Raw genomic sequence first — 21,872 nt, 5'->3', positions numbered from 1 at the left:
ATGTTATCCAGGAACCTGTCCGTAAAAGAAAACCCTCGCCGAAAAGGGCAAGGGTTAAGGTCCTACCATCATACTGAGAGTTGCCGGTAGTTTGAAGTGATGAAACGCACATTCAGCGTGCAACGCCCCCCGGCGGGCGGCGTTTTCTGCTCAGCATGTCGCTTTGCGCTACTGACCGACCTTGTCCAGGATAAACTGGGTTCCACAGTTGCCCGGATGGGGTTGCGGCAGAAAGGCGGACGTGGTCAGCGGGGCGTTGATGGTGGCGGCGTTGAGGGAGATTTGCATCTCGGTCAGATAGGCCGGATTACCGTTACAGGTTAATTTAAACGCCTTCACGCTTTGCGGACCCCAGGCGCGGGCCACCGCGGCATCGAAGTCGGCGCGGCTGACGGTTTGACCATAATGCTTCGCGAGGAAATCGCCTACCGGGCTATGCTTAATTTCCCCATTCAGGCGCACCATGGTGCCAAAATAGCTATCGGGATCAAAGCCGAAGCAGACGCCATGTTTGGCGTATTCGTAGCGCTCCAGGCAGGAGGTGCCGCCCGAACCCGGCATCACGTTATTGAGCTTATTGGCCATCTCCAGCGACAGCCCGGTTTCCGCCGCCTGGCATTTGCGGTTCGCTTTCACTTCCGGCATGTTGGGTACCGGGCGCGTGGCGCAGCCGTAGCGCATCCAGCGTCGTTCATCCACCCCGCGCGCGGCAATCGACTTTGGCAGCCCGGGCCACAGGCCGTGCACGGTCAGAAAGTCGGCTTTGTTCGCGGTGTCCTGCTGCAGGCGACACTCTTCCGGTTCGCTACGGTTGCGGTCAAGCATGCTCTGACAGAATCCGGTTTGCCAGGAGAGGGCAAGAACGTAGCGGTCAAAATCAGCGTATCGCGTCGCGGTGAGCGGTTCAGCGCCGGCCTGAGTGGCGGTGAGCACAAGGGCAAGCGCGGCGAAATCCTTCCTGAACATGTTTATTCCTGATTGTGGATGGCAAAAGATAACGGGGAGTTATTAAAGCATAAAAAAGGCGCCCGCTGGCGCCTTTTCGCGTGGTTAGACCATTAGTGGACTGCGCTGCCGGGCACCAGAATCTCAGTGGCGATAATCACCACCAGCAGGCCAACCATCACCGGCACGGAGGTACGTTTGACCACTTCGAACGGCGAAATTTTTGCCATCCCGGCAACGGCGACCACCACCCCGGAGACCGGCGATATCGTGCGGCCGAGGTTAGAGGCCTGCAGCATCGGAATCGACAGATAAGCCGGATTGATGCCGGAAGAGTGCGCCAGCTTGGGGATCATCTCAACAAAAGCGTAGAACGGGGCATTACCGGAGCCGGTGGTCATTGCCGCCAGCATGGTCAGGATCACCAGCACCAGCATCAGAATAATACTGGCCGAGCCGAAGGAGGTGGCGATGGAGATCAGCCCATTGATAAAGCCGATGGTGCTTAGCCCCTGGGCGAAGACGCCGGCGGCGACCAGCAGCATCACTACGCCGGCGAAGGCGTCAGCCATCCCGCGGTAGGCGACTTCCAGCCCGCTGAAGACGTTTTTGGTGTTAAACCCGCGCAGGAACTCAAGGATCGCCGCCAGCAGCATGCAGCCGACGAGGATGGTGATAATGTGCAGTTCCGGTCCCCATTTACCATCAAAGATCAGCACGCCGATGATCGGGGTAAACGGCAGAATGGCGTACAGCGCCGGGGCGGTGGTGGTGATGTCGTTGACATCCAGCATTTCGTGGGAAATGTTCTCTTTTTTATCCAGGTAACGCTGCCAGAAGAAATGGGCGATTGCCATGCAGATAATGGCCGCGATGGAGATGGGCAGCGTGGTCTTGAAGGCAAAGTCGATCAGCGGCATTTCTGCGGCTTTAGCCGCCAGTACAACATCGCCAGAGGTAGGCGAGAGGATAATGGCCGCCGGTGAAGCGCAGATGGCTGCCGCCGCCCCGCGACTGATACCGACGTTCACCATCACCGGGAACAGCGTCGCCATCAGCAGCACGCCAAGGCCGGTCGCAGAGGAGACCGCCAGCGACATCAGGCAGGCGACAAAGTAGGCGGCAATCATCAGCAGATAGGGCGAATTAATATAGCGCAGCGGCTTTGATGCTAATTTCACCACCATATCATTGGCGCCAATATGGGTCATGTAGGTGGCGAAGCCGCACAGCATCATAATCATCATACCCAGATCGCCACCGCGGCTCATGAGTAGAATCTTAATGTATTCAATAATATCAGTGGCAGAATAACCGGTGCTGTCGGTATTGCCCGGCAAGACTTTATGCCCCAGCAGGGCGCTGACGATCAATAAGATTAAGCCCCCGACGAACAGCACCCCGGTGGCCGAGTAGCCCTTAATGATATAGCGGGCGACGCCCACAATGACCACAATCCCGATCAGGATCTCAACAAACGTCAGCATTTATTACCCCTAAGCCCAAAGAATATGTAGATAAAAAGCGTCATGCCAAATTTTAATGTGCGAATGTGCCGAAAAAACGGACAAAACTCGCTGATGCAAATCAATAAAGCGATAAGAACTACGCGTCACCCGTCTCGCCTGGATATAATCACCAGATGGATAGTTAAAAGGTTCTGATGGTCACCGGGCAAAAATCAGGAGTTTGCCTTATTTCGTTCAACCTGTATTGAGACTATCTTTGCTATTTTAGGCGGCTTTTAAATGAAAGTGGTAATGGAAAAGTGTTGATGTTACGTCGTTTTTCTCTGTTTTCTCTTGGTTTTTTTGGATGGTTGTTGGTATCCGTAAACGCCAGCGCGTCGTTTTCATCGACCCTCAGCGAAGGTTACCAGACCTTAAGTAATAACGTCGCGCAGACCTGGAATGAGCCGGAGCACTATGACTTGTACGTTCCAGCCATTACCTGGCACGCGCGGTTTGCCTATGATAAGGAAAAGACGGATAAGTATAACGAACGCCCCTGGGGCGCGGGTTTTGGCGTCTCGCGCTGGGATGAGAAGGGAAACTGGCACGGTCTGTACCTGATGGCGTTTAAAGATTCTTTCAATAAATGGGAGCCTATCGGCGGCTACGGCTGGGAGAAAACCTGGCGCCCGCTGACCGACCAGAACTTCCACCTTGGACTCGGCTATACCCTTGGCGTGACGGCGCGCGATAACTGGGACTACATCCCCATTCCGGTGATCTTACCATTGGCGTCAATAGGTTACGGTCCGGCGACTTTCCAGATGACCTATATTCCCGGCACCTACAATAACGGTAACGTTTACTTCGCCTGGGCTCGTATACAGTTTTAATTCGCTAAGTCTTAGCAATAAATGAGATAAGCGGTGTGTCTTGTGGAAAAACAAGGACTAAAGCGTTACCCACTAAAAAAGATAGCGACTTTTATCACTTTTTAGCAAAGTTGCACTGGACAAAAGGTACCACAATTGGTGTACTGATACTCGACACAGCATTAGTGTCGATTTTTCATATAAAGGTAATTTTGATGTCTAAGATTAAAGGTAACGTTAAGTGGTTTAATGAGTCCAAAGGATTCGGTTTCATTACTCCGGAAGATGGCAGCAAAGATGTATTCGTACACTTCTCTGCAATCCAGTCCAACGGTTTCAAAACTCTGGCTGAAGGTCAGCGTGTAGAGTTCGAAATCACTAACGGTGCCAAAGGCCCTTCTGCTGCAAACGTAATGGCTATCTAACCAACACGTCAGTAGAATATAAAAACCCGCTTAACGCGGGTTTTTTTTTGCCTGATTTTCAGATCGTTAACGGCTGGCGGCCTGCGAGAAAAGCCAGAAGGCGACGGCCGTCATGGCAAACGAACCCAGCAAATTCACCATCACGTTGAGGAGTGCCCAGCTCACCCGCCCCTGCTGCAGGAGAAAGACCACTTCCGCCGAGAAGGTGGAGAAGGTGGTCAACCCGCCGCAGAACCCGGTGGTGATCAGGAGCTTCCACATCGGGTCAATATCCGTCAGACGGTTAAACCACGCCAGCCCGGCACCAATCACAAAGGCGCCTACCAGGTTGGCCGTCAATGTCCCAATCGGGATAGCATGATGCACAGGGTTGAGCTTCATGCCGAGCCACCAGCGCAATACGCTGCCGGTGCCACCGCCAATAAAAACGGCGCAAAGAAGTTGAAACACGGTTGTTTCCTGCTATTTGATATAAGAGAACCTCAAGTGTAGCGCGCGACGGGCGCGATTGGCTATTCATAACCTGACCGGAGAAAAACATGCGGGTAGCGGCAGGACAATTTGCCGTCACGCCAGTATGGCGGACGAATGCGCAGACCTGTGTGACGATGATGCAACAGGCTGCGCGTGAAGGGGCGGCGCTGCTGGTGCTGCCAGAGGCGTTACTGGCGCGAGATGACAACGACCCGGATATGTCAGTGAAATCGGCTCAGCCGCTGGATGGGGCGTTTTTGCAGCTGCTGCTGGCTGAGAGCGGGCGTAACCGTTTGACCACGGTCCTGACGCTGCATGTGCCGTCGGCAGAAGGCCGTGCGACCAATACGCTGGTGGTCTTGCGGGATGGCGAAGTAATAGCCCATTATCACAAACTGCATTTATACGACGCCTTCGCAATGCAGGAGTCGCGGCGGGTGGATCCTGGCCAGCAGATCCCGCCGGTAATTGAAGTGGCGGGGTTACGCGTTGGCCTGATGACCTGCTACGATCTTCGCTTTCCGGAACTGGCCCTATCGCTGGCGCTGAACGGAGCTGAGCTGCTGGTACTGCCCACCGCATGGGTGAGAGGGCCACAGAAAGAGCACCACTGGGCGACGCTGTTGGCGGCGCGCGCGCTCGATACGACCTGCTATATCGTGGCGGCAGGCGAATGCGGGACGCGGAATATTGGTCAGAGCCGCATTGTAGACCCGCTGGGAACGACGCTGGCGGGGGCCGGGAGCGAACCGCAGCTGATCTTTGCCGATGTCTCCGCAGAGCACCTTGCGCGGGTTCGCGAGCGTTTGCCGGTACTGCAGAACCGACGATTTGCGCCACCGCAATTATTGTGATGTTTTTTTAAACAGGGCTTGATTCACCTTGTTACAGATTGCTATTGTGTCCGCGCGTCAAATACCCGTATTGTTTATCCTAATAATTCGCTGTGCACGTCAGGACGGACACCCCTGCGCTAACTCCTTCAGGGGGAAGGCTCTGGGCCGAATCACGCAGCCCACGCACAGGTGGATTACAATATGACGGATAAATGCGTGTATGATGGCGTATTCGCAGCTTGTATAGAGAAGAAGGTTAGCTATGGGTGAGATTAGTATTACCAAACTGCTGGTAGTCGCAGCACTGATTATCTTAGTGTTTGGTACCAAGAAATTACGTACGCTGGGCGGCGACCTGGGTTCGGCTATCAAGGGCTTTAAAAAGGCCATGAACGAGGATGACGATAGCGCGAAGAAAGCCACCGTGGAAGAAGAAGCGCCGGCGCAGAAGATCTCTCATAAAGAGTAATTGATCCGATGCGTCCCCCCGGAGGGATGCTGGCGGAACGGCGAAGAGGCCGCGACGAATATCGTTGCGGCCTTTGTCGTTTTTGGCGATGCCGCGCAGAAAAGATGCAACGAACTGTTACGAAAACGCGAAGCAGAGGAAGCAGAGGAAGCGGAGAGGGGCCGCTGCGGCGAAAAGGCGCGCAGCGGCAGAAGCGGCAGTTACTTCACTTCCATTCCTTTAGCCTGCAGGTCGGCATGATAGGAAGAGCGAACGAAGGGACCGCAGGCGGCGTGGGTGAAGCCCATCGCCATCGCTTCCGCTTTCATCTCTTCGAACTCTTCCGGGCTGACGTAGCGCTGTACTGGCAGGTGGTGACGGCTCGGCTGCAGATACTGGCCTAACGTCAGCATGGTGACGCCATGGCGGCGCAGGTCGCGCATCACTTCAATGATCTCGTCGTTGGTTTCGCCCAGACCGACCATCAGGCCAGATTTCGTCGGGATCTCCGGATGCGCTTCTTTAAAACGCTCCAGCAGCTTCAGCGACCAGTTGTAATCCGCGCCCGGACGCACCTGACGATAGAGACGAGGTACGTTTTCGAGGTTATGGTTGAAGACATCCGGCGGGGTTACCGTCAGAATATCAAGCGCGCGATCCATGCGGCCGCGGAAATCCGGAACCAGCGTTTCGATCTTAATCGACGGGTTTTTCTCGCGAATGGCGCTGATGCAGTCGGCAAAATGCTGTGCGCCGCCATCACGCAGGTCGTCACGGTCCACTGAAGTGACCACGACGTAGCGCAGACCCATATCAGCGATGGTTTGCGCCAGCTTCTGTGGTTCGTTCGCATCTGGTGCAACCGGGCGCCCGTGCGCGACATCGCAGAACGGGCAGCGACGAGTACAGATCGCGCCGAGGATCATAAAGGTCGCGGTACCGTGGTTGAAGCATTCTGCAAGGTTCGGGCAGGAGGCTTCTTCACACACGGAGTGCAGGCCGTTCTTACGCATCGCTGCTTTGATACCCTGGATACGGGACGAATCTGCCGGAAGTTTGATTTTCATCCATTCCGGTTTTCTGAGCAGAGCTTCACGCTCAGTTGCCACGTTTTTCACCGGGATAAGGGCCATTTTATCGGCGTCGCGGTACTTAACACCGCGTTCCATCACAATGGGTTTACTCATAGCGTGCGTGTTCCAGTTGCGAGTCACGAAGGAAAGCGAATTAATTCAATGAAATGTTGCAATTATCAACTATTTTTGAATCAAGAGCAGGCAGTATACCATTGAAAAGGGGCAGAAAGCAGCCTGCCTGCCTCGCAAATTGTAAAATAGTTGTTGTTTTATCCTTTTCCTTTCCGTGCGCTACGCCTTAAACGCCTGGATTACCGTCTCGATAATTTCTTTCAGCAATGGCTCCTTCCCGCTTTGCTTATTGTAGTGCAGCGCAACATTAATTTTTTCGTCCTGCAGGGAGTGAAAATCCAGGGTTTGCAGTGGCCAGAGCCGGGATACCATGGCGAACAGGCGCTCGGTGGTCAGCCCCAGCATGTCGCTCTCGGCGATCATGGCTGCCTGGGTCAGCAGGTTAAAGGTGCTGAATCCGCAGCGTCGTTCGCCCATCTCTTCCTGCAGGCGGCGGTGAAGGGTGGGGTAGCGCTGGCCTTCCGGAAGCAGCAGCGCAAATTCATACTGAGCGAGATGGGCTTCATCCTGTGGGCCGTGCAGCGCGGGGTGCTCAGCACGGCAGTACATCCGTACCCGATCCTGGTACAGCACATGATGGCTTATCGCCTGGCCGCTGTGCAGATGAGTGTCAATTAACAGATCCACCTGGCGCTGGTCGAGCTGCCGCGCGGCGTCGGTGATGGCGATGTTGTGCAACAGGATCTGCGGAAAGGCCGGTTTTAGCGCACTGGCCACGATGGGTATCAGTAGCGCCCCCATGCCTGGCGTGGTGGCGATAGTGATCACCCGCTGCTGGTGGGGGCTACCAGCGATATCCAGCGCACTGAGGAAAGCCTCCATACCCCGGCTGATGTACTGATGAAGATGGGTAGCATACGCGGTGGGCATCACACCTTGCCCCTTGCGGATAAACAGCGGGTCAGGAAAAAGCGCCCGCAGTTTGTTAATCGACTGGCTAATAGCCGATGGCGTGATATTCAGTATCTTAGCGGCGTTGACGATGCCTTTATGGACGTAAACGGCTTCGAAGATGGTTAACAGGTTGAGGTCAATATTGCGCAGGATGCGAAACATCTGGCGGTCATAACGTTCATCCTGTCGTTCAGGGGATTCTGACGGAGACGTATTCTCTGGCACGCGATGAGTCCGGTTGGGAATGATAGGGCAAGTATAGCGGCCCACCGCCTCCCGTACGTGACAATTGATTGCAAAAATAATGTGTTAATCGTTTAGCGCCCCGCTGCCTGCGGGGCGCTGATCTACCGTTTACTGCTGGGGGAGATATTCGTGCGGGGGATGGTTCAGCAGCGCCAGCAGATTGGCGACCAGCCGCGGGGCGACCGTCTCTGGAGTCACCTCTGGCTGCCACTGGCGCATTTGCGTCATCTCCATGCCGGCATAGCCGCAGGGATTGATGCGCAGAAATGGCGCGAGATCCATCGCGATATTGAGCGCCAGACCGTGGAAAGAGCACCCTTTGCGGATCCGCAGTCCCAGTGAGCAGATTTTGCGATCGCCGACGTAGACCCCAGGGGCATCGGCGCGGGGATGCGATTCGATGCCATACTCGGCCAGGGTATTAACGACCGTTTGCTCCAGCAGCGTCACCAGCTCGCGCACACCCAGCTTGCGGCGTTTAAGGTTCAACAGAACATACATTACCTGCTGTCCTGGACCGTGATAGGTCACCTGGCCGCCGCGATCGCTCTGGATCACCGGAATATCGCCGGGCACCAGCACGTGTTCCGCTTTGCCTGCCTGGCCCTGAGTGAAGACCGGGTGATGTTCCACCAGCCAGATCTCGTCGAGGGTGTCTTCATCGCGGGCGTCGGTGAATTCATGCATCGCCTGCGAGATGGGTTCGTATGGTTGCAGGCCAAGCTGCCGGATAAGAATTTTATTGTGCTGCAAAACAACATCTCCGCCGGGAAGAGAGGACTCAGGGCGGGGAGTATATCACAGCAGAGCGGAAGGGGATGAAAGGACCCGGCACGGCGGCCGGGTCGGGGAAAAGGTTACAGCACCATCCGTACGATATCGATATTGCCTAACTCTTCGTACAGCGTTTCCACTTGCTCAATGTGGGTGGCGTTGATGGTGATGGAAACCGAGTGGTAGTTACCTTTGCTGCTCGGTTTTACTGACGGCGAGTAATCACCAGGCGCATGGCGCTGTACCACTTCCACCACCTGATCAACCAGCTCCGGCAACGCCTGTCCCATTACTTTGTACGTAAAGGGGGTAGGGAATTCCAGCAGTTCGTTAAGTTTGGTTTTCATGTCAGCTCCGGTGTTACGACAAAATAATAACTCCCACCAAGGGCGGGAGTTATCAGGTTACTTGGATAAATAGTATATGGGGATGGAAATCACACTTTCAAGTGTTCGATTTTTAACCAAACCAGTGGTGGAACATTAACTTAATGTAATCAATAATTTTGCCAAAGAAATTCCCTTCCGGGATTTCCTGCAGCACCACCAGCGGGCGCTGATCGATAGTTTTACCATCTAACTGGAAGTTGATGGTGCCGACCACCTGGTTTTTCTGCAGCGGGGCGTGCAGTTCAGTGTTATTCAGCACATAGCTGGCTTTCAGATCTTTCATCCGGCCACGCGGGATGGTCAGGTAGACATCTTTATCCACCCCCAGCGAGGCGCGATCGCTGTCACCGAACCAGGCCGGTTCGGAAGCAAACTCTTTGCCGGCTTTGATCGGGTTGACGGTTTCAAAGAAGCGGAAGCCCCAGGTCAGTAGTTTTTTGCTTTCCGACTCACGACCTTTGAAAGTACGTCCGCCCATCACCGCCGAGATAAGACGCATCTGGCCTTCGGTGGCAGAGGCGACGAGGTTGTAGCCCGCTTTGTCGGTATGACCCGTTTTGATGCCGTCGACGTTCAGGCTGTTATCCCACAGCAGGCCGTTACGGTTCAGCTGGCGGATGCCGTTGAAAGTGAACTCTTTCTCACGATAGATAGAGTACTCGTTCGGCACATCGCGGATCAGCGCCTGGCCAATCAGCGCCATGTCGCGCGCGGAACTGTACTGTCCGTCAGCATCGAGGCCGTGAACGGTCTGGAAATGGGTGTTTTTCAGGCCCAGGGCGTTAACATAGTTGTTCATCAGGCTGACGAAGGCGTCCTGGCTACCGGCAACATAGTCGGCCATGGCCACGCAGGCATCGTTACCCGACTGCAGGTTGATACCCCGGATCAGCTGCGAAACCGGAACCTGCATCCCCGGCTTGAGGAACATCAGAGAAGAGCCTTTGAAAACCGGGTTGCCGGTGGCCCAGGCATCGTTGCCGACAGTGACCAGATCGGACTCTTTGAATTTACCCGCTTTCATCGCCTGACCGATGACATAGCTGGTCATCATTTTGGTCAGACTGGCCGGGTCGCGACGGGAGTCGGCGTTATTTTCCGCCAGCACTTTGCCGGAGTTGTAATCAATAAGCACCCAGGATTCGGCGTCAATCTGCGGGGCGCCTGGGATCATCGTTTTGATATTCAGGTCATCGGCGCGGGCAGCGGAGGAGAGCGCTGCAACGGAGAGCGCCGTGATGAGTAAACGAGCGGTGAAAGAGGTCTTCATGGTCAGAACAACGGCATCCGTGATGGAGTTAAAAAAAGTGCCTTACTATAGCAAATGCTCTGCGGGCCAGCATCCGACATTGCGCATGAGTTTGTTAATGACTTTTACATGCGCAAGGTGAACGGGCTGCCCGCGGCGTTTAGTTGGCGCGAGTAATAAAGGACTGCAGCTGCGCTTCGCTTTGCAGGCGCTGCTGAACGGCGCTGGCCTGCGCCTTATCAGCAAACGGGCCCAGCTGAATACGCCATACCGCGCCGTTTTGCGTGACCCGGCCTGGCACCGAGAACTGCTGGCTCAGGCGCTGCTGATACTGCTGCGCCCGCGCCTGGTCGCTCACTGCGCCAACCTGGACGACAAAATTACCGCTGGCGCTGGAGGTGGCGGTAGAGGAGGCGGCAACGGCGCTGGCGGTCGCGGCAGTGGCCGCTGTCGCCGCTACGCTACCCTGGATGGAGCCTGGCGCGGTGACGGGAGCCGTTTGCGTCGCGACGGCAGCAGCAGGGGCCGCAGTGGCGGCGGTCGTGGCTGCCGGCTCGCTACTCTCCAGCACGCCGCTGTTCAGCGGCGTCGGGGCGCCGAGGAAACCGCCGCTGTTCACCGGCGCGCCGACGCTGTCTTCCGGCTTCAGCGTGCTGTTGCTGATCGGGCGAACGTCGGCAGGCGCAGGCTGGTTCATACCTGTGGCGTCACCGCCGTCCAGATTCGGTCGGGCGGGCAGGGCGTACGTCTGTTTGGCGACGGTGGTGCAGGCCATTCCCGGACCGGAAAGCGAACCGTCAGGCGCAACGATGATGGGGTCGATACGCACCTTGGTGTTGTTCGAGGTGTTCAGACGGTCAGCAGACGCACGGGAGAGCGAGATAACGCGATCGTTACCATACGGGCCGCGATCGTTAATCCGCACGACGATCATGCGGCCGTTAGCGAGGTTGGTGATCCGCGCATAGCTCGGGATTGGCAGCGTGGGGTGCGCCGCGGTCAACTGGGTCGGATCGAAGGTTTCGCCGCTGGCGGTCAGGTTACTGTTAGGTTCCGCGTCATAGATCGCCGCAAAACCAGCCTGCGTAAAGTTGGCCGGATCCTGAACGATTTTATAGCTTTTACCGTCGCGCTCATAATCCTGATTCGCCGTGGCGTTCGGCGTTTCATACTGCGGATCGGCGCCGCTGATCTCAACCGTCGGGCCATTACAGACGGCCGGCTGTGGAGTACTGACCGTTTTTTGTTGCACGTCATCACTCGAACATGCCGCCAGCAGCCCCGCTGCTATGCAGATCCCCAGCCATTGCTTACGCATTGCAAACCCCTTTAAACGCTTTTCGACAACATTTTTCTGTGGGTATGGATCGACATCACGATACCAAACCCGGCCATCAATACGATCAGGGCGGAGCCCCCGTAGCTCACCAGCGGCAACGGTACGCCCACCACCGGTAAAATACCACTCACCATACCAATATTTACGAAGACATAAACGAATAAAATCAACATTAAACCACCGGCCATGACCCGGCCAAAGGTGGTTTGCGCCTGGGCGGCGATCCACAGCCCGCGCATGATCAGCAGAATATAGAGCGCCAGCAGGATCAGCACACCAATCAGCCCCAGCTCTTCGGCCAGCACGGCGAAGATAAAGTCGGTGTGGCGTTCCGGCAGGAACTCCAGCTGCGACTGCGTGCCGTGCAGCCAGCCTTTGCCGCGCAGACCGCCGGAGCCAATGGCAATTTTAGACTGAATAATGTGATAGCCGGCGCCCAGCGGGTCGGTTTCCGGGTCGAGGAGCATCATCACGCGCTGGCGCTGATAGTCATGCATCAGGAAGAACCACAGGATCGGTATAAAGGCGGCGACCAGCACCACGGCGATCCCGATAAGACGCCAGCTTAGACCGGAAAGGAACAGCACAAACAGCCCGGAGAGGGCGATCAGAATCGAGGTGCCGAGGTCGGGCTGCGCTGCCACCAGCAGGGTCGGCAGGAAGATCAGCACCAGCGCAATCGCGGTGTTCTTCAGCGACGGCGGACAGACGTCGCGGTTAATAAAGCGCGCGACCATCAGCGGCACGGCGATTTTCGCTATCTCCGACGGCTGAAAGCGGACGATACCGAGATCCAGCCAGCGCTGCGCCCCTTTGGAGATAGCGCCGAAAGCATCAACGGCCACCAGCAGAATAATACAGAAAATATAAAGATAGGGCGCCCAGCCTTCATAGACCCGCGGTGGGATCTGCGCCATGACGATCATGATCACCACGCCCATGGCGATCTGGCCGATTTTACGTTCCATCATGCCGACGTCCTGACCGCTGGCGCTCCAGATAACCAGCGCGCTGTAGGTCAGTAGCGCCAGCAGGATCAGCAGCATGGTGGGGTCAAGATGGATTTTATCCCACAGCGATTTTTTGTTCGGATTATCCGTCATTATTGATCCTCCCCTGCGGTGACCGCCGGGTTTTCGCTTGGCAGCGTGGTGTTGTTATCGCCCAGCATAATGTGATCAAGGATTTGTCGCATAATGGTGCCGACCGCCGGGCCGGCGCCGCCGTTTTCCAGGATCATCGCCACGGCAACCTGAGGGTTGTTATAAGGCGCAAACGCCGTCATCAGTTTATGGTCGCGCAGACGTTCAGAGATGCGGTGCGCGTTATAGGTTTCGTTGGCCTTCAGGCCGAACACCTGGGCGGTACCGGACTTGGCCGCGATCTTATACGGCGCGCTGGCGAAATATTTGTGCGCGGTGCCGTTGCCGCGGTTGGCCACGCCGAACATGCCGTCTTTGGCGATTTCCCAGTAGCCGGAATGGATGTCGCCCACCGGCGGCTCATGCGGCTGAACCCACGGAACGGGCTTGCCGTCTTCCACGGTGCTTTGCAGCAGGTGCGGCACTTTCACCACCCCGTCGTTAATCAGGATCATCAGCGCCTTGTTCATCTGGATGGGGGTGGCAGTCCAGTACCCCTGACCGATGCCCACCGGAATGGTGTCCCCCTGGTACCAGGGTTTCTTGAAGCGCTTGAGCTTCCATTCGCGAGTTGGCATGTTGCCCGAGCGCTCTTCAGAAAGGTCGATACCGGTGTAGTGGCCGTAGCCAAACTTGCTCATCCACTCAGAGAGGCGATCGATGCCCATGTCATAGGCGACCTGATAGAAATAGGTATCCGCAGACTCCTCCAGCGCTTTGGTGACGTTCAGGTGGCCGTGGCCCCATTTTTTCCAGTCACGATAGCGTTTATCGGAGCCAGGCAGCTGCCACCAGCCTGGGTCGAACAGGCTGGTATTGCGGGTGATCACCCCGGCGCTCAGCGCCGAGACGGCGACGTACGGTTTTACCGTTGACGCCGGCGGGTAGACCCCCTGCGTCGCGCGGTTGACCAGCGGCGTGTTCGGATCGTTGAGCAGGCCGGAGTAATCTTTACTGGAGATGCCGTCGACGAACAGGTTCGGGTCATAGCTTGGCGTAGATACCAGCGCCAGAACGGCGCCGGTACGCGGATCGGTGACCACCACGGCGGCACGGCTACCGGCCAGCAGGGTTTCGATATACTGCTGCAGCTTGAGATCGAGAGTGAGGTAGATATCGCGTCCGGCCTGCGGCGGCACCTCTTTCAGTTGTCGAATGACGCGGCCGCGGTTGTTCACTTCAACCTCTTCGTAGCCGGTCTGACCGTGCAGGACATCCTCATAATAACGCTCAATACCCAGCTTACCGATGTCGTGGGTCGAGGCGTAGTTAGCCAGCTTGCCTTCTTTGTCGAGGCGGTCGACGTCTTTATCGTTAATTTTTGAGACGTAGCCAATGACGTGCGTCAGCGCCGAGTTATAGGGATAATAACGACGCTTGTAGCCTTTGACTTCCACGCCGGGAAAGCGGTACTGGTTGACGGCAAAGCGGGCAACCTGCACTTCACTGAGGTTGACCTTTACCGGAATCGAGGTAAAGCGATGGGAGCGTGCGCGCTCCTTTTTGAAGCCGGCGATATCATCGTCGGTTAAATCGACGACGTCACGCAGCGCATCCAGCGTCTGCTGCACGTTATCGACTTTCTCCGGCATCATCTCCAGCTGATAAATGGTGCGGTTAAGCGCCAGCGGGGTGCCGTTGCGATCGTAAATAATGCCGCGGCTCGGCGGGATCGGTACCAGCTTGATGCGGTTTTCGTTCGAACGCGTCTGATAATCATTGAAGCGAACGATTTGCACATTGTACAGGTTGGCGACCAGAACGCCGGTAAGCAGCAAAATCCCCAAAAAAGCGACCAGCGCCCGGCGCACGAACAGCGAGGATTCAGCCGTATAGTCGCGGAAAGAATTCTGTAATTTCATTCGCTGCTTAGTCTACCCTGATCATCATTACTCACGGTGGTACGGGTGGTTGGTGGTAATGCTCCACGCCCGATACAGACTCTCGGCCACCAGTACGCGCACCAGCGGGTGAGGTAAGGTGAGGGTGGAGAGCGACCAACTCTGTTCCGCCGCTGCTTTACAGGCTGGAGAGAGGCCTTCCGGGCCGCCTACCAGCAAACTGACGTCGCGCCCGTCCTGTTTCCAGCGTTCCAGTTCGCGCGCCAGCTGCGGCGTATCCCATGGTTTTCCCGGAATATCCAGGGTCACGATACGGTTCTTACCGGCAGCGGCCAACATCATCTCGCCCTCTTTTTCGAGGATGCGCTTGATATCGGCGTTCTTGCCGCGTTTACCGGCGGGGATCTCCACCAGTTCAAACGGCATATCTTTGGGAAAACGGCGCAGATACTCGCTAAAGCCGGTCTGTACCCAGTCCGGCATTTTGGTGCCAACGGCCACCAGCTGCAACTTCACGCATTAACTCCAGAGTTTTTCCAGCTCGTACAGACGACGGCTCTCTTCCTGCATGACGTGAACCATCACGTCGCCGAGGTCGACGACGATCCAGTCGGCGGCGGCTTCCCCTTCAACGCCCAGCGGCAGCATGCCGGCGGCGCGGGATTCCTGAACCACGTGGTCGGCGATGGACATCACGTGACGGGTAGAGGTGCCGGTGCAGATAATCATGCAATCGGTGATGCTGGATTTGCCATGTACATCAATGGCGACGATGTCCTGACCTTTCAGGTCATCAATTTTGTCGATAACAAAATCCTGGAGTGCTTTACCCTGCAAGTGTTCCCCCTGGGTGCATGAAGATTGATAATGATAAAGAGCCTGACAGTATACCTGAACTGATGAAAAAGTCGGGTGAAATGTCTGTCGGCAGGCGTTCGTGGCGGGGTATCATCCCATCCCTCGCCGCGGATTGCATCGCCATTTTTGTAAAACAATTTCTGCAAACATGCTGTGGCGGATGCTGCCCGGCAGCGGAGAATAGCAGCCTGCTCTGGCCTGTCAATGGTCTGGCGGGAATTCTTCTTGCGGCTGCCAGACGGCCTGGCTATTTAATACGCGCAGGGTGGTGAAATCGTCGCGCATATCGAGGAGGCTCCAGGCGCCATGGGCAATCGGGAAATGCCACATCGCCGCCGCGGGCATCTGCAACAGCAGGGCCGTCAGCAGGCTCAGGACGCCCTGATGGCCGACAATCAGCAGGTGGTCAAGATGGCGGCAGTCGGCCAGCGTTGTGGTGAATTCGCTGACGCGGCGGGCAAAATTCTGAAAGCTTTCGCCATTGGTGGGGGCCGCGTGCTGCCAGTCAGCACACCACGCGGCATAGTTTTCCGCATCCTCTCGCTGAAGGTCGCGATGATGACGCATCTCCCAGTCGCCGAAAAACATTTCATTGAGCGTGGCATGGCACTCACGCGGGATATGGCGATCGCCAAGCAGCAGATCGGCCGTTGTCCCGGTTCTCGCCAGCTCGCTACAGATGACTTTGTCGAAAGGTACTGCCCGCAGCCGTTCGCCGAGCGCTCGCGCCTGGGCGACGCCGCGCGGCGTCAGAGGAGTGGGGGCGTGGCCGCTGTATAACCCGGCAACGTTGGCTTCGGTTTCGCCGTGGCGAACTAACCATAATTTCATGATGATGCTCAGACAGGCGGTGGAGACGTGGCGCTACGATAGCGCTTTTTTAGCATCAGGCCCAGTCCGGGGTCAGCAATAGAGTCCCTGCTCGCGGATGTAGTCCAGCACGGTGGCCGGCAGCATCTCGGCGCAGGATTCCCCGCGCTCGAGGCGCTGGCGGATAATCGTCGCCGAGATATCGAACCACGGCGTTTCCGCCAGGTAGATGGCCCCGGCGGGGCGGTTATGCAGGCGCTCTACGTCGTGGGTTAAGTGACGGTCCAGCCACTGCTGATCAGCGTCGTGCGCCATGGTCAGCGGGTAACCCGGGCGGCGGCAGACGATCAGATGAACGTTATCAAGGATGGTTTCATAGCGGTGCCAGGTGGGGAAGGTGAGCAGCGAATCCTGGCCGATGATAAACGCCAGCGGTTTTTCTGCCCCCTGCTCCTGGCGCCATGCCTGCAGCGTGTCTGCTGTCCAGGAGGGGGTGTCACGCTGCAGTTCGCGTTCGTCGAGCGTGAACAGCGGCTTATCGGCAATCGCCAGCTTCAGCATGTGCACGCGCTGGGCGCTGGTGGCTTCCGGCTGGGGACGGTGCGGCGGGACGTTGTTAGGCATGATGATGACCTTGCTCAGGCCAATCTGATTCGCCAGGATCTCGACCGGCTTGAGGTGACCATAATGCACCGGATCGAAGGTGCCGCCATAGATTGCCTGTAACTGAGTCATATCAACCATCAATAAAAACGTCCGCCAGGGCTTTGTGGCAGAGCAACAACGAAAGACTTTCCAGTTCGGGCCAGACGTCGTGCCCGTAATCCTGTTTAAAGGTCAGTTCCGCGCGGGTCAGGAGGGTCACCGCCTGGCGCAGCTGTTCCCCGCTCAGTCGGGCGAGGGCATCGCTGAGCAGCTGACGGCGGTTTTGCCAGACCCGATGTTTATCAAACAGCGAGCGCAGCGGCGTGTGCGTCGACTGGCGTTTGAGCGTGACCAGCAGCAGCAGCTCCCGCTGTAGCGTACGCAGCAGGATCGCCGGCTCGCAGCCTTCAAGGCGGAGCTGTTGCAGAACATGTAGCACGCGCTTGCTTTTGCCTGCCAGTAGCGCATCGACCCAATGGTAAGGGGTAAAGTGGGCGGCATCGTTTACCGCCTGCTCAACCCGGGGCAGGGTCAGCTTACCGTCCGGCCAGAGCAGCGCCAGACGCTCCAGCGCCTGCGCCAGCGCCAGCAGATTACCTTCGTAACAGTAGCACAGCAGCTGACTGGCCGCGTCGTCGAGCTGCAGCTGATGCTGTTTGGCCCGGGCGGCCAGCCAGCGCGGCAGCTGTGCGTATTCCGGCGTCTGGCAACTGACCTGGACGGCCCGCTGCGCCAGGGCGGTAAGCCACGCGGCATTCTCCTGGGCTTTGGTCAGCTTATTCCCGCGAACTATCAGCAGCAGGTCGTCGTGCAGCAGGCCGATCAGGGTCGCCAGCTGTTCGTTGATCGCCGCGTTAGGGCCGTTTTCCGGCAGGATTAGCAGCAGCGTTTGCCGGCTGGAGAACAGACTCAACGCCTGGCTTAACGCGAAAATCGCCTGCCAGTCGGTGCTGTTATCGATGGTGAAGGTGTGGTGCTCGGTAAAGCCCTGGGCGGCAGCGGCTTCGCGAATGGCGTCCTGGCTTTCCTGCAACAGCAGGGGATCGTTGCCAAGCAGCAGATAGGCCGCGCGCAGCCCTTCAGTGAGCTGCGCGCGGAGTTGTTCCGGGTACAACCGAATCATCATTGACCCAGAGTGGTGGAGACGCGGTTACCCGAGGAAGCCGGTGCCGTGCTGCCGGCGACCGGTTTCTCTTCCTGCTGGGTTGCTTCAACATCTGCAACCTGCACGCTCGGCAGCTTACGAATCAGCTGTTCCGCCGCTTTGTCGTACATTTCCTGGATAATCATATCCTGCTCGGCGTCTTTCGCTAACGCCGCCTGCGGGTTATCGAAGAACGAACGATAGACCTTGGTGGTAATCGGATAGATATCGTGACCCGGGATCAGGACGCTGGCATGAACGGTCATGACCATCTGATATTCCGCGGTACGACCATCCTGGAACACCGAGGCGGTATCTTTCTGAATCGACGAACCATCGAGGCGCAGAGAAGGAACATCTTTACGCAGCGTGCTGGCGTCGATCAGGTCCACGCCATTAAGACGCAGCTGATTACGTACCGCGCGACTTAACGGTCCGTTCGGATCGCTCGACTGAAGAATCATGGTTTTCATGGTGGTGGGCACCTTCGTAGTGCTACGCAGATGCCAGCCACAGCCGGCGGTGACAAGCACCGCCAGGGATAACAACATTGTTACCAGATATCGCACGCTTCCTCCCGCGCTTAGCCAACGACCAGATTGAGCAGTTTACCCGGAACGTAAATCACTTTACGCACGGTTTTACCGTCGAGATATTTCGCGACCAGATGCTCCTGGCCGGCACGCTCGCGGACCTGCTCTTCAGTTGCATCTACCGCAACGGTAATTTTACCACGAACTTTGCCATTGACCTGGACGACGACGAGGGTGCTGTCTTCCACCATCGCGCTTTCATCCGCCACCGGCCACGGCGCGTTGTCGATATCGCCTTCGCCGTTCAGCTCGCGCCACAGGGTGAAGCTGGCGTGCGGGGTGAACGGGTTCAGCATACGCACCACCGCCAGCAGCGCTTCCTGCATCAGGGCACGATCCTGTTCGTCTTCCTGCGGCGCTTTCGCCAGCTTGTTCATCAGCTCCATGATCGCCGCGATGGCGGTGTTGAAGGTCTGACGACGGCCGATGTCATCGGTCACTTTGGCGATCGTTTTGTGAATATCGCGACGCAGCGCTTTCTGATCTTCACTCAGCGCCGCCACGTTCAGTGCCGCAACGTCCCCTTTGGTGGTGTGCTCGTAGACCAGTTTCCAGACGCGTTTCAGGAAGCGGTTAGCCCCTTCAACGCCAGATTCCTGCCACTCGAGGGTCATATCCGCCGGGGACGCAAACATCATGAACAGACGCACGGTATCCGCGCCATAACGCTCAACCATCACCTGCGGGTCGATGCCGTTGTTTTTCGACTTGGACATCTTGCTCATGCCGGTGTACACCAGCTCATGGCCTGCCGCGTCTTTCGCTTTCACGATGCGGCCTTTTTCGTCGCGCTCAACGATGGCGTCAACCGGGGAAACCCAGTTACGTTCGCCGTTTTCGCCTACATAGTAGAAGGCGTCAGCCAGCACCATGCCCTGGCACAGCAGCTGCTTCGCCGGCTCATCGGAGTTGACCATGCCCGCGTCGCGCATCAGCTTGTGGAAGAAGCGGAAGTAGAGCAGGTGCATGATGGCGTGTTCGATACCGCCGATGTAGATATCTACCGGCAGCCAGTAGTTGGCCGCTTTCGAATCCAGCATCCCTTCCTGATACTGCGGGCAGGTGTAGCGCGCATAGTACCAGGAGGATTCCATAAAGGTGTCAAAGGTGTCGGTTTCACGCAGCGCCGGCTGACCGTTAACGGTGGTCTTCGCCCATTCAGGATCGGCTTTGATCGGGCTGGTGATGCCGTCCATGACCACATCTTCCGGCAGGATCACCGGCAGTTGATCTTCCGGGGTCGGCAGCACGGTGCCATCTTCCAGGGTCACCATCGGGATCGGCGCACCCCAGTAGCGTTGACGGGACACACCCCAGTCACGCAGACGGTAGTTAATTTTACGCTCGCCTACGCCCATGGCTGCCAGTTTGTCGGCAATGGCGTTGAAGCCGGCTTCATAATCGAGGCCGCTGAACTCGCCGGAGTTAAACAGGACGCCTTTCTCGGTCAGCGCCTGCGCGGAGAGATCCGGCTCGCTGCCGTCAGCGGCGAGGATAACCGGCTTGATGTTCAGACCGTACTTGCTGGCGAACTCATAGTCACGCTGGTCGTGACCCGGAACGGCCATGACCGCGCCGGTGCCATATTCCATCAGCACGAAGTTTGCCGCCCAGACAGGAATTTCTTCGCCGGTCAGCGGGTGAATGGCTTTAAACCCGGTATCGACGCCTTTTTTCTCCATCGTCGCCATGTCGGCTTCGGCTACTTTGGTATTACGGCATTCGTCGATAAAGGCAGCCAGCGCCGGATTGTTCGCTGCAGCCTGCTGCGCCAGCGGGTGACCCGCCGCGACAGCCAGGTAGGTGCAGCCCATAAAGGTGTCCGGACGGGTGGTGTAGACGGTCAGCTTATCGGCGTAGTTGTTGACGTCAAAGGAGATTTCCACCCCTTCGGAACGGCCGATCCAGTTGCGCTGCATGGTCTTTACGGTGTCTGGCCAGTGATCCAGTTTATCCAGATCGTTCAGCAGTTCATCGGCGTAGGCGGTGATTTTAATAAACCACTGCGGGATCTCTTTACGCTCGACTTTGGTATCGCAGCGCCAGCAGCAGCCGTCGATAACCTGTTCGTTGGCCAGTACGGTCTGGTCGTTCGGGCACCAGTTCACCGCGGAGGTTTTCTTGTATACCAGCCCTTTTTTGTACAGCTCGGTGAAGAACTTCTGCTCCCAGCGGTAGTATTCCGGGGTGCAGGTCGCCAGCTCGCGGCTCCAGTCATAGCCAAAACCCAGCATTTTGAGCTGGTTTTTCATGTAGGCGATGTTGTCGTAGGTCCACGGTGCTGGCGCGGTGTTGTTTTTCACTGCCGCGCCTTCCGCCGGCAGACCAAACGCATCCCAGCCAATCGGCTGCAGGACGTTTTTGCCCAGCATACGCTGGTAGCGGGCAATCACGTCGCCGATGGTGTAGTTACGCACGTGACCCATGTGTAGTCGACCAGAAGGATAAGGAAGCATCGACAGGCAGTAATACTTCTCTTTGCTCTCGTCTTCAGTTACTTCAAATGTACGATTTTCGTCCCAGTGAAGCTGGACTTTCGATTCTATCTCTTCCGGGCGGTATTGCTCTTGCATGGCAGCCAGTGGTCCTGTTTTCAATACAGCTACAAAATGTAGCCAATGGATGTGTTATTTCAGATCGGCATAGCATAGCCCAAACGCCCCCGTCAAAACAGCCTTTCGCACATTAACATCGGCAAAAGCCGCGCTGATTATTTCGCGACTCTGTGGCTTGTCAGACACAGCGGGAGAGGAATAAGGTCTATTATCAGAAGACGTTAACCACACCGGAGGCGAAATGATGAACAAGGTTGCTCAATATTACCGTGAACTGGTCTCCTCGCTCAGCGAACGGCTCCGCCATGGAGAGCGCGATATCGACGCGCTGGTGACACAGGCGCGGGAAAAAATCGCCCGCGCCGGCGATCTCACGCAGAGCGAGATCGAGTCGGTGATTGCGGCAGTAAAACGCGATCTCGAGGAGTTTGCCCGCAGCTACGAAGAGAGTCATGAAGACGAGAGCGACAGCGTGTTTATGCGGGTGATCAAAGAGAGCCTGTGGCAGGAACTGGCTGATATCACCGACAAAACGCAGCTCGAGTGGCGCGAAGTCTTTCAGGATCTGAATCACCACGGCGTGTACCATAGCGGTGAGGTGGTCGGCCTGGGCAATCTGGTCTGCGAGAAGTGCCACTATCACCTGGCAGTGTATACCCCGGACGTGCTGCCGCGCTGTCCGAAGTGTGGCCACGATCAGTTCCAGCGTCGGCCCTTCGAACCCTAAGCGGTGC

General features: G+C 56.9%; 23 protein-coding genes. 5 read left to right on the top strand and 18 right to left on the bottom strand.

What is annotated here, in order from left to right:
• Window positions 1-168 precede the first annotated feature (168 nt).
• Both rna and dcuC read right to left on the bottom strand, forming a co-directional pair.
• On the bottom strand, window positions 169-966 hold the full coding sequence (gene rna / locus R0140_RS19855; protein WP_016160487.1) for a ribonuclease I: 798 nt from the start codon (window positions 964-966) through the stop codon (window positions 169-171).
• Window positions 967-1,058: 92 nt separating this feature from the next.
• Window positions 1,059-2,432, bottom strand: coding sequence for an anaerobic C4-dicarboxylate transporter DcuC (dcuC, locus tag R0140_RS19850; protein ID WP_008805625.1), 1,374 nt, complete (start codon window positions 2,430-2,432; stop codon window positions 1,059-1,061).
• A 332-nt stretch (window positions 2,433-2,764) separates the two neighbouring features.
• On the opposite strand from dcuC, the gene pagP reads away from it, so the two are divergent.
• Window positions 2,765-3,289 carry a lipid IV(A) palmitoyltransferase PagP gene (pagP, locus tag R0140_RS19845; RefSeq protein WP_306034378.1) on the top strand — a complete coding sequence of 175 codons (525 nt, stop codon included), beginning with the start codon at window positions 2,765-2,767 and terminating at the stop codon, window positions 3,287-3,289.
• Between the two features lie 194 nt (window positions 3,290-3,483).
• On the top strand, window positions 3,484-3,693 hold the full coding sequence (gene cspE, locus R0140_RS19840) for a transcription antiterminator/RNA stability regulator CspE (protein ID WP_012542460.1): 210 nt from the start codon (window positions 3,484-3,486) through the stop codon (window positions 3,691-3,693).
• Window positions 3,694-3,759: 66 nt separating this feature from the next.
• On the opposite strand, the gene crcB is transcribed toward cspE, so the two are convergent.
• The gene (crcB, locus tag R0140_RS19835) at window positions 3,760-4,143 is read right to left on the bottom strand and encodes a fluoride efflux transporter CrcB (RefSeq protein WP_008805628.1); all 384 of its coding nucleotides are present in this window, start codon (window positions 4,141-4,143) and stop codon (window positions 3,760-3,762) included.
• 89 nt (window positions 4,144-4,232) lie between these two features.
• On the opposite strand from crcB, the gene R0140_RS19830 reads away from it, so the two are divergent.
• Together R0140_RS19830 and tatE are read left to right on the top strand one after the other, a co-directional pair.
• Window positions 4,233-5,021, top strand: a complete 789-nt coding sequence (locus R0140_RS19830; RefSeq protein WP_008805629.1) for a deaminated glutathione amidase — start codon at window positions 4,233-4,235, stop codon at window positions 5,019-5,021.
• 244 nt (window positions 5,022-5,265) lie between these two features.
• Window positions 5,266-5,472, top strand: a complete 207-nt coding sequence (gene tatE / locus R0140_RS19825; RefSeq protein ID WP_008805630.1) for a twin-arginine translocase subunit TatE — start codon at window positions 5,266-5,268, stop codon at window positions 5,470-5,472.
• A 200-nt stretch (window positions 5,473-5,672) separates the two neighbouring features.
• Here tatE and lipA read toward each other — a convergent pair whose 3' ends face one another.
• The 15 genes from lipA to leuS form a co-directional block, all read right to left on the bottom strand.
• Entirely contained in the window at window positions 5,673-6,638 is a 966-nt protein-coding gene (gene lipA / locus R0140_RS19820; protein ID WP_002894467.1) for a lipoyl synthase, read from the bottom strand.
• A 180-nt stretch (window positions 6,639-6,818) separates the two neighbouring features.
• Window positions 6,819-7,715, bottom strand: coding sequence for a YbeF family transcriptional regulator (locus R0140_RS19815; RefSeq protein ID WP_008805631.1), 897 nt, complete (start codon window positions 7,713-7,715; stop codon window positions 6,819-6,821).
• Between the two features lie 192 nt (window positions 7,716-7,907).
• The gene (gene lipB / locus R0140_RS19810; RefSeq protein WP_012542459.1) at window positions 7,908-8,552 is read right to left on the bottom strand and encodes a lipoyl(octanoyl) transferase LipB; all 645 of its coding nucleotides are present in this window, start codon (window positions 8,550-8,552) and stop codon (window positions 7,908-7,910) included.
• Between the two features lie 104 nt (window positions 8,553-8,656).
• Window positions 8,657-8,920 carry a DUF493 family protein YbeD gene (gene ybeD, locus R0140_RS19805; RefSeq protein ID WP_002894474.1) on the bottom strand — a complete coding sequence of 88 codons (264 nt, stop codon included), beginning with the start codon at window positions 8,918-8,920 and terminating at the stop codon, window positions 8,657-8,659.
• Window positions 8,921-9,032: 112 nt separating this feature from the next.
• Window positions 9,033-10,232, bottom strand: a complete 1,200-nt coding sequence (dacA, locus tag R0140_RS19800) for a D-alanyl-D-alanine carboxypeptidase DacA (protein ID WP_008805633.1) — start codon at window positions 10,230-10,232, stop codon at window positions 9,033-9,035.
• Window positions 10,233-10,371: 139 nt separating this feature from the next.
• Window positions 10,372-11,529 carry an endolytic peptidoglycan transglycosylase RlpA gene (rlpA, locus tag R0140_RS19795; RefSeq protein WP_008805634.1) on the bottom strand — a complete coding sequence of 386 codons (1,158 nt, stop codon included), beginning with the start codon at window positions 11,527-11,529 and terminating at the stop codon, window positions 10,372-10,374.
• A gap of 11 nt (window positions 11,530-11,540) precedes the next feature.
• Window positions 11,541-12,653, bottom strand: coding sequence for a peptidoglycan glycosyltransferase MrdB (gene mrdB, locus R0140_RS19790; RefSeq protein WP_008805635.1), 1,113 nt, complete (start codon window positions 12,651-12,653; stop codon window positions 11,541-11,543).
• On the bottom strand, window positions 12,653-14,554 hold the full coding sequence (gene mrdA, locus R0140_RS19785) for a peptidoglycan DD-transpeptidase MrdA (protein WP_008805636.1): 1,902 nt from the start codon (window positions 14,552-14,554) through the stop codon (window positions 12,653-12,655). The genes mrdB and mrdA overlap by 1 nt, the downstream gene beginning before the upstream one ends.
• Before the next feature lie 27 nt (window positions 14,555-14,581).
• On the bottom strand, window positions 14,582-15,049 hold the full coding sequence (gene rlmH / locus R0140_RS19780; protein WP_002894620.1) for a 23S rRNA (pseudouridine(1915)-N(3))-methyltransferase RlmH: 468 nt from the start codon (window positions 15,047-15,049) through the stop codon (window positions 14,582-14,584).
• A 3-nt stretch (window positions 15,050-15,052) separates the two neighbouring features.
• Window positions 15,053-15,370: a ribosome silencing factor gene (gene rsfS, locus R0140_RS19775; protein WP_002894623.1), complete on the bottom strand. Its 318-nt coding sequence runs from the start codon at window positions 15,368-15,370 to the stop codon at window positions 15,053-15,055.
• Between the two features lie 222 nt (window positions 15,371-15,592).
• A complete protein-coding gene (locus tag R0140_RS19770; RefSeq protein WP_032734973.1) occupies window positions 15,593-16,222 on the bottom strand; it encodes an adenosylcobalamin/alpha-ribazole phosphatase in 630 nt (209 codons plus the stop codon).
• A 72-nt stretch (window positions 16,223-16,294) separates the two neighbouring features.
• Window positions 16,295-16,945: a nicotinate-nucleotide adenylyltransferase gene (nadD, locus tag R0140_RS19765; protein WP_012542457.1), complete on the bottom strand. Its 651-nt coding sequence runs from the start codon at window positions 16,943-16,945 to the stop codon at window positions 16,295-16,297.
• Window positions 16,938-17,969: a DNA polymerase III subunit delta gene (holA, locus tag R0140_RS19760; RefSeq protein ID WP_032691138.1), complete on the bottom strand. Its 1,032-nt coding sequence runs from the start codon at window positions 17,967-17,969 to the stop codon at window positions 16,938-16,940. The genes nadD and holA overlap by 8 nt, the downstream gene beginning before the upstream one ends.
• Window positions 17,969-18,559 carry an LPS assembly lipoprotein LptE gene (gene lptE / locus R0140_RS19755; RefSeq protein ID WP_008805640.1) on the bottom strand — a complete coding sequence of 197 codons (591 nt, stop codon included), beginning with the start codon at window positions 18,557-18,559 and terminating at the stop codon, window positions 17,969-17,971. Before lptE ends, holA begins: the two co-directional genes overlap by 1 nt.
• A 14-nt stretch (window positions 18,560-18,573) precedes the next feature.
• Window positions 18,574-21,156, bottom strand: a complete 2,583-nt coding sequence (gene leuS, locus R0140_RS19750) for a leucine--tRNA ligase (protein WP_012542455.1) — start codon at window positions 21,154-21,156, stop codon at window positions 18,574-18,576.
• Window positions 21,157-21,382: 226 nt separating this feature from the next.
• Here leuS and R0140_RS19745 point away from each other — a divergent pair, with 226 nt between their 5' ends.
• Window positions 21,383-21,865 carry a zinc ribbon-containing protein gene (locus tag R0140_RS19745; protein WP_032691348.1) on the top strand — a complete coding sequence of 161 codons (483 nt, stop codon included), beginning with the start codon at window positions 21,383-21,385 and terminating at the stop codon, window positions 21,863-21,865.
• The last annotated feature ends 7 nt before the right edge of the window (window positions 21,866-21,872 follow it).

This window comes from Klebsiella sp. w6, assembly GCF_033100215.1.
Classification (GTDB): Bacteria; Pseudomonadota; Gammaproteobacteria; order Enterobacterales; family Enterobacteriaceae; genus Klebsiella; species Klebsiella variicola.
The sequence above is the reverse complement of the archived record's forward strand: the minus strand, read 5'-3'. Positions and strand labels throughout refer to the sequence as shown.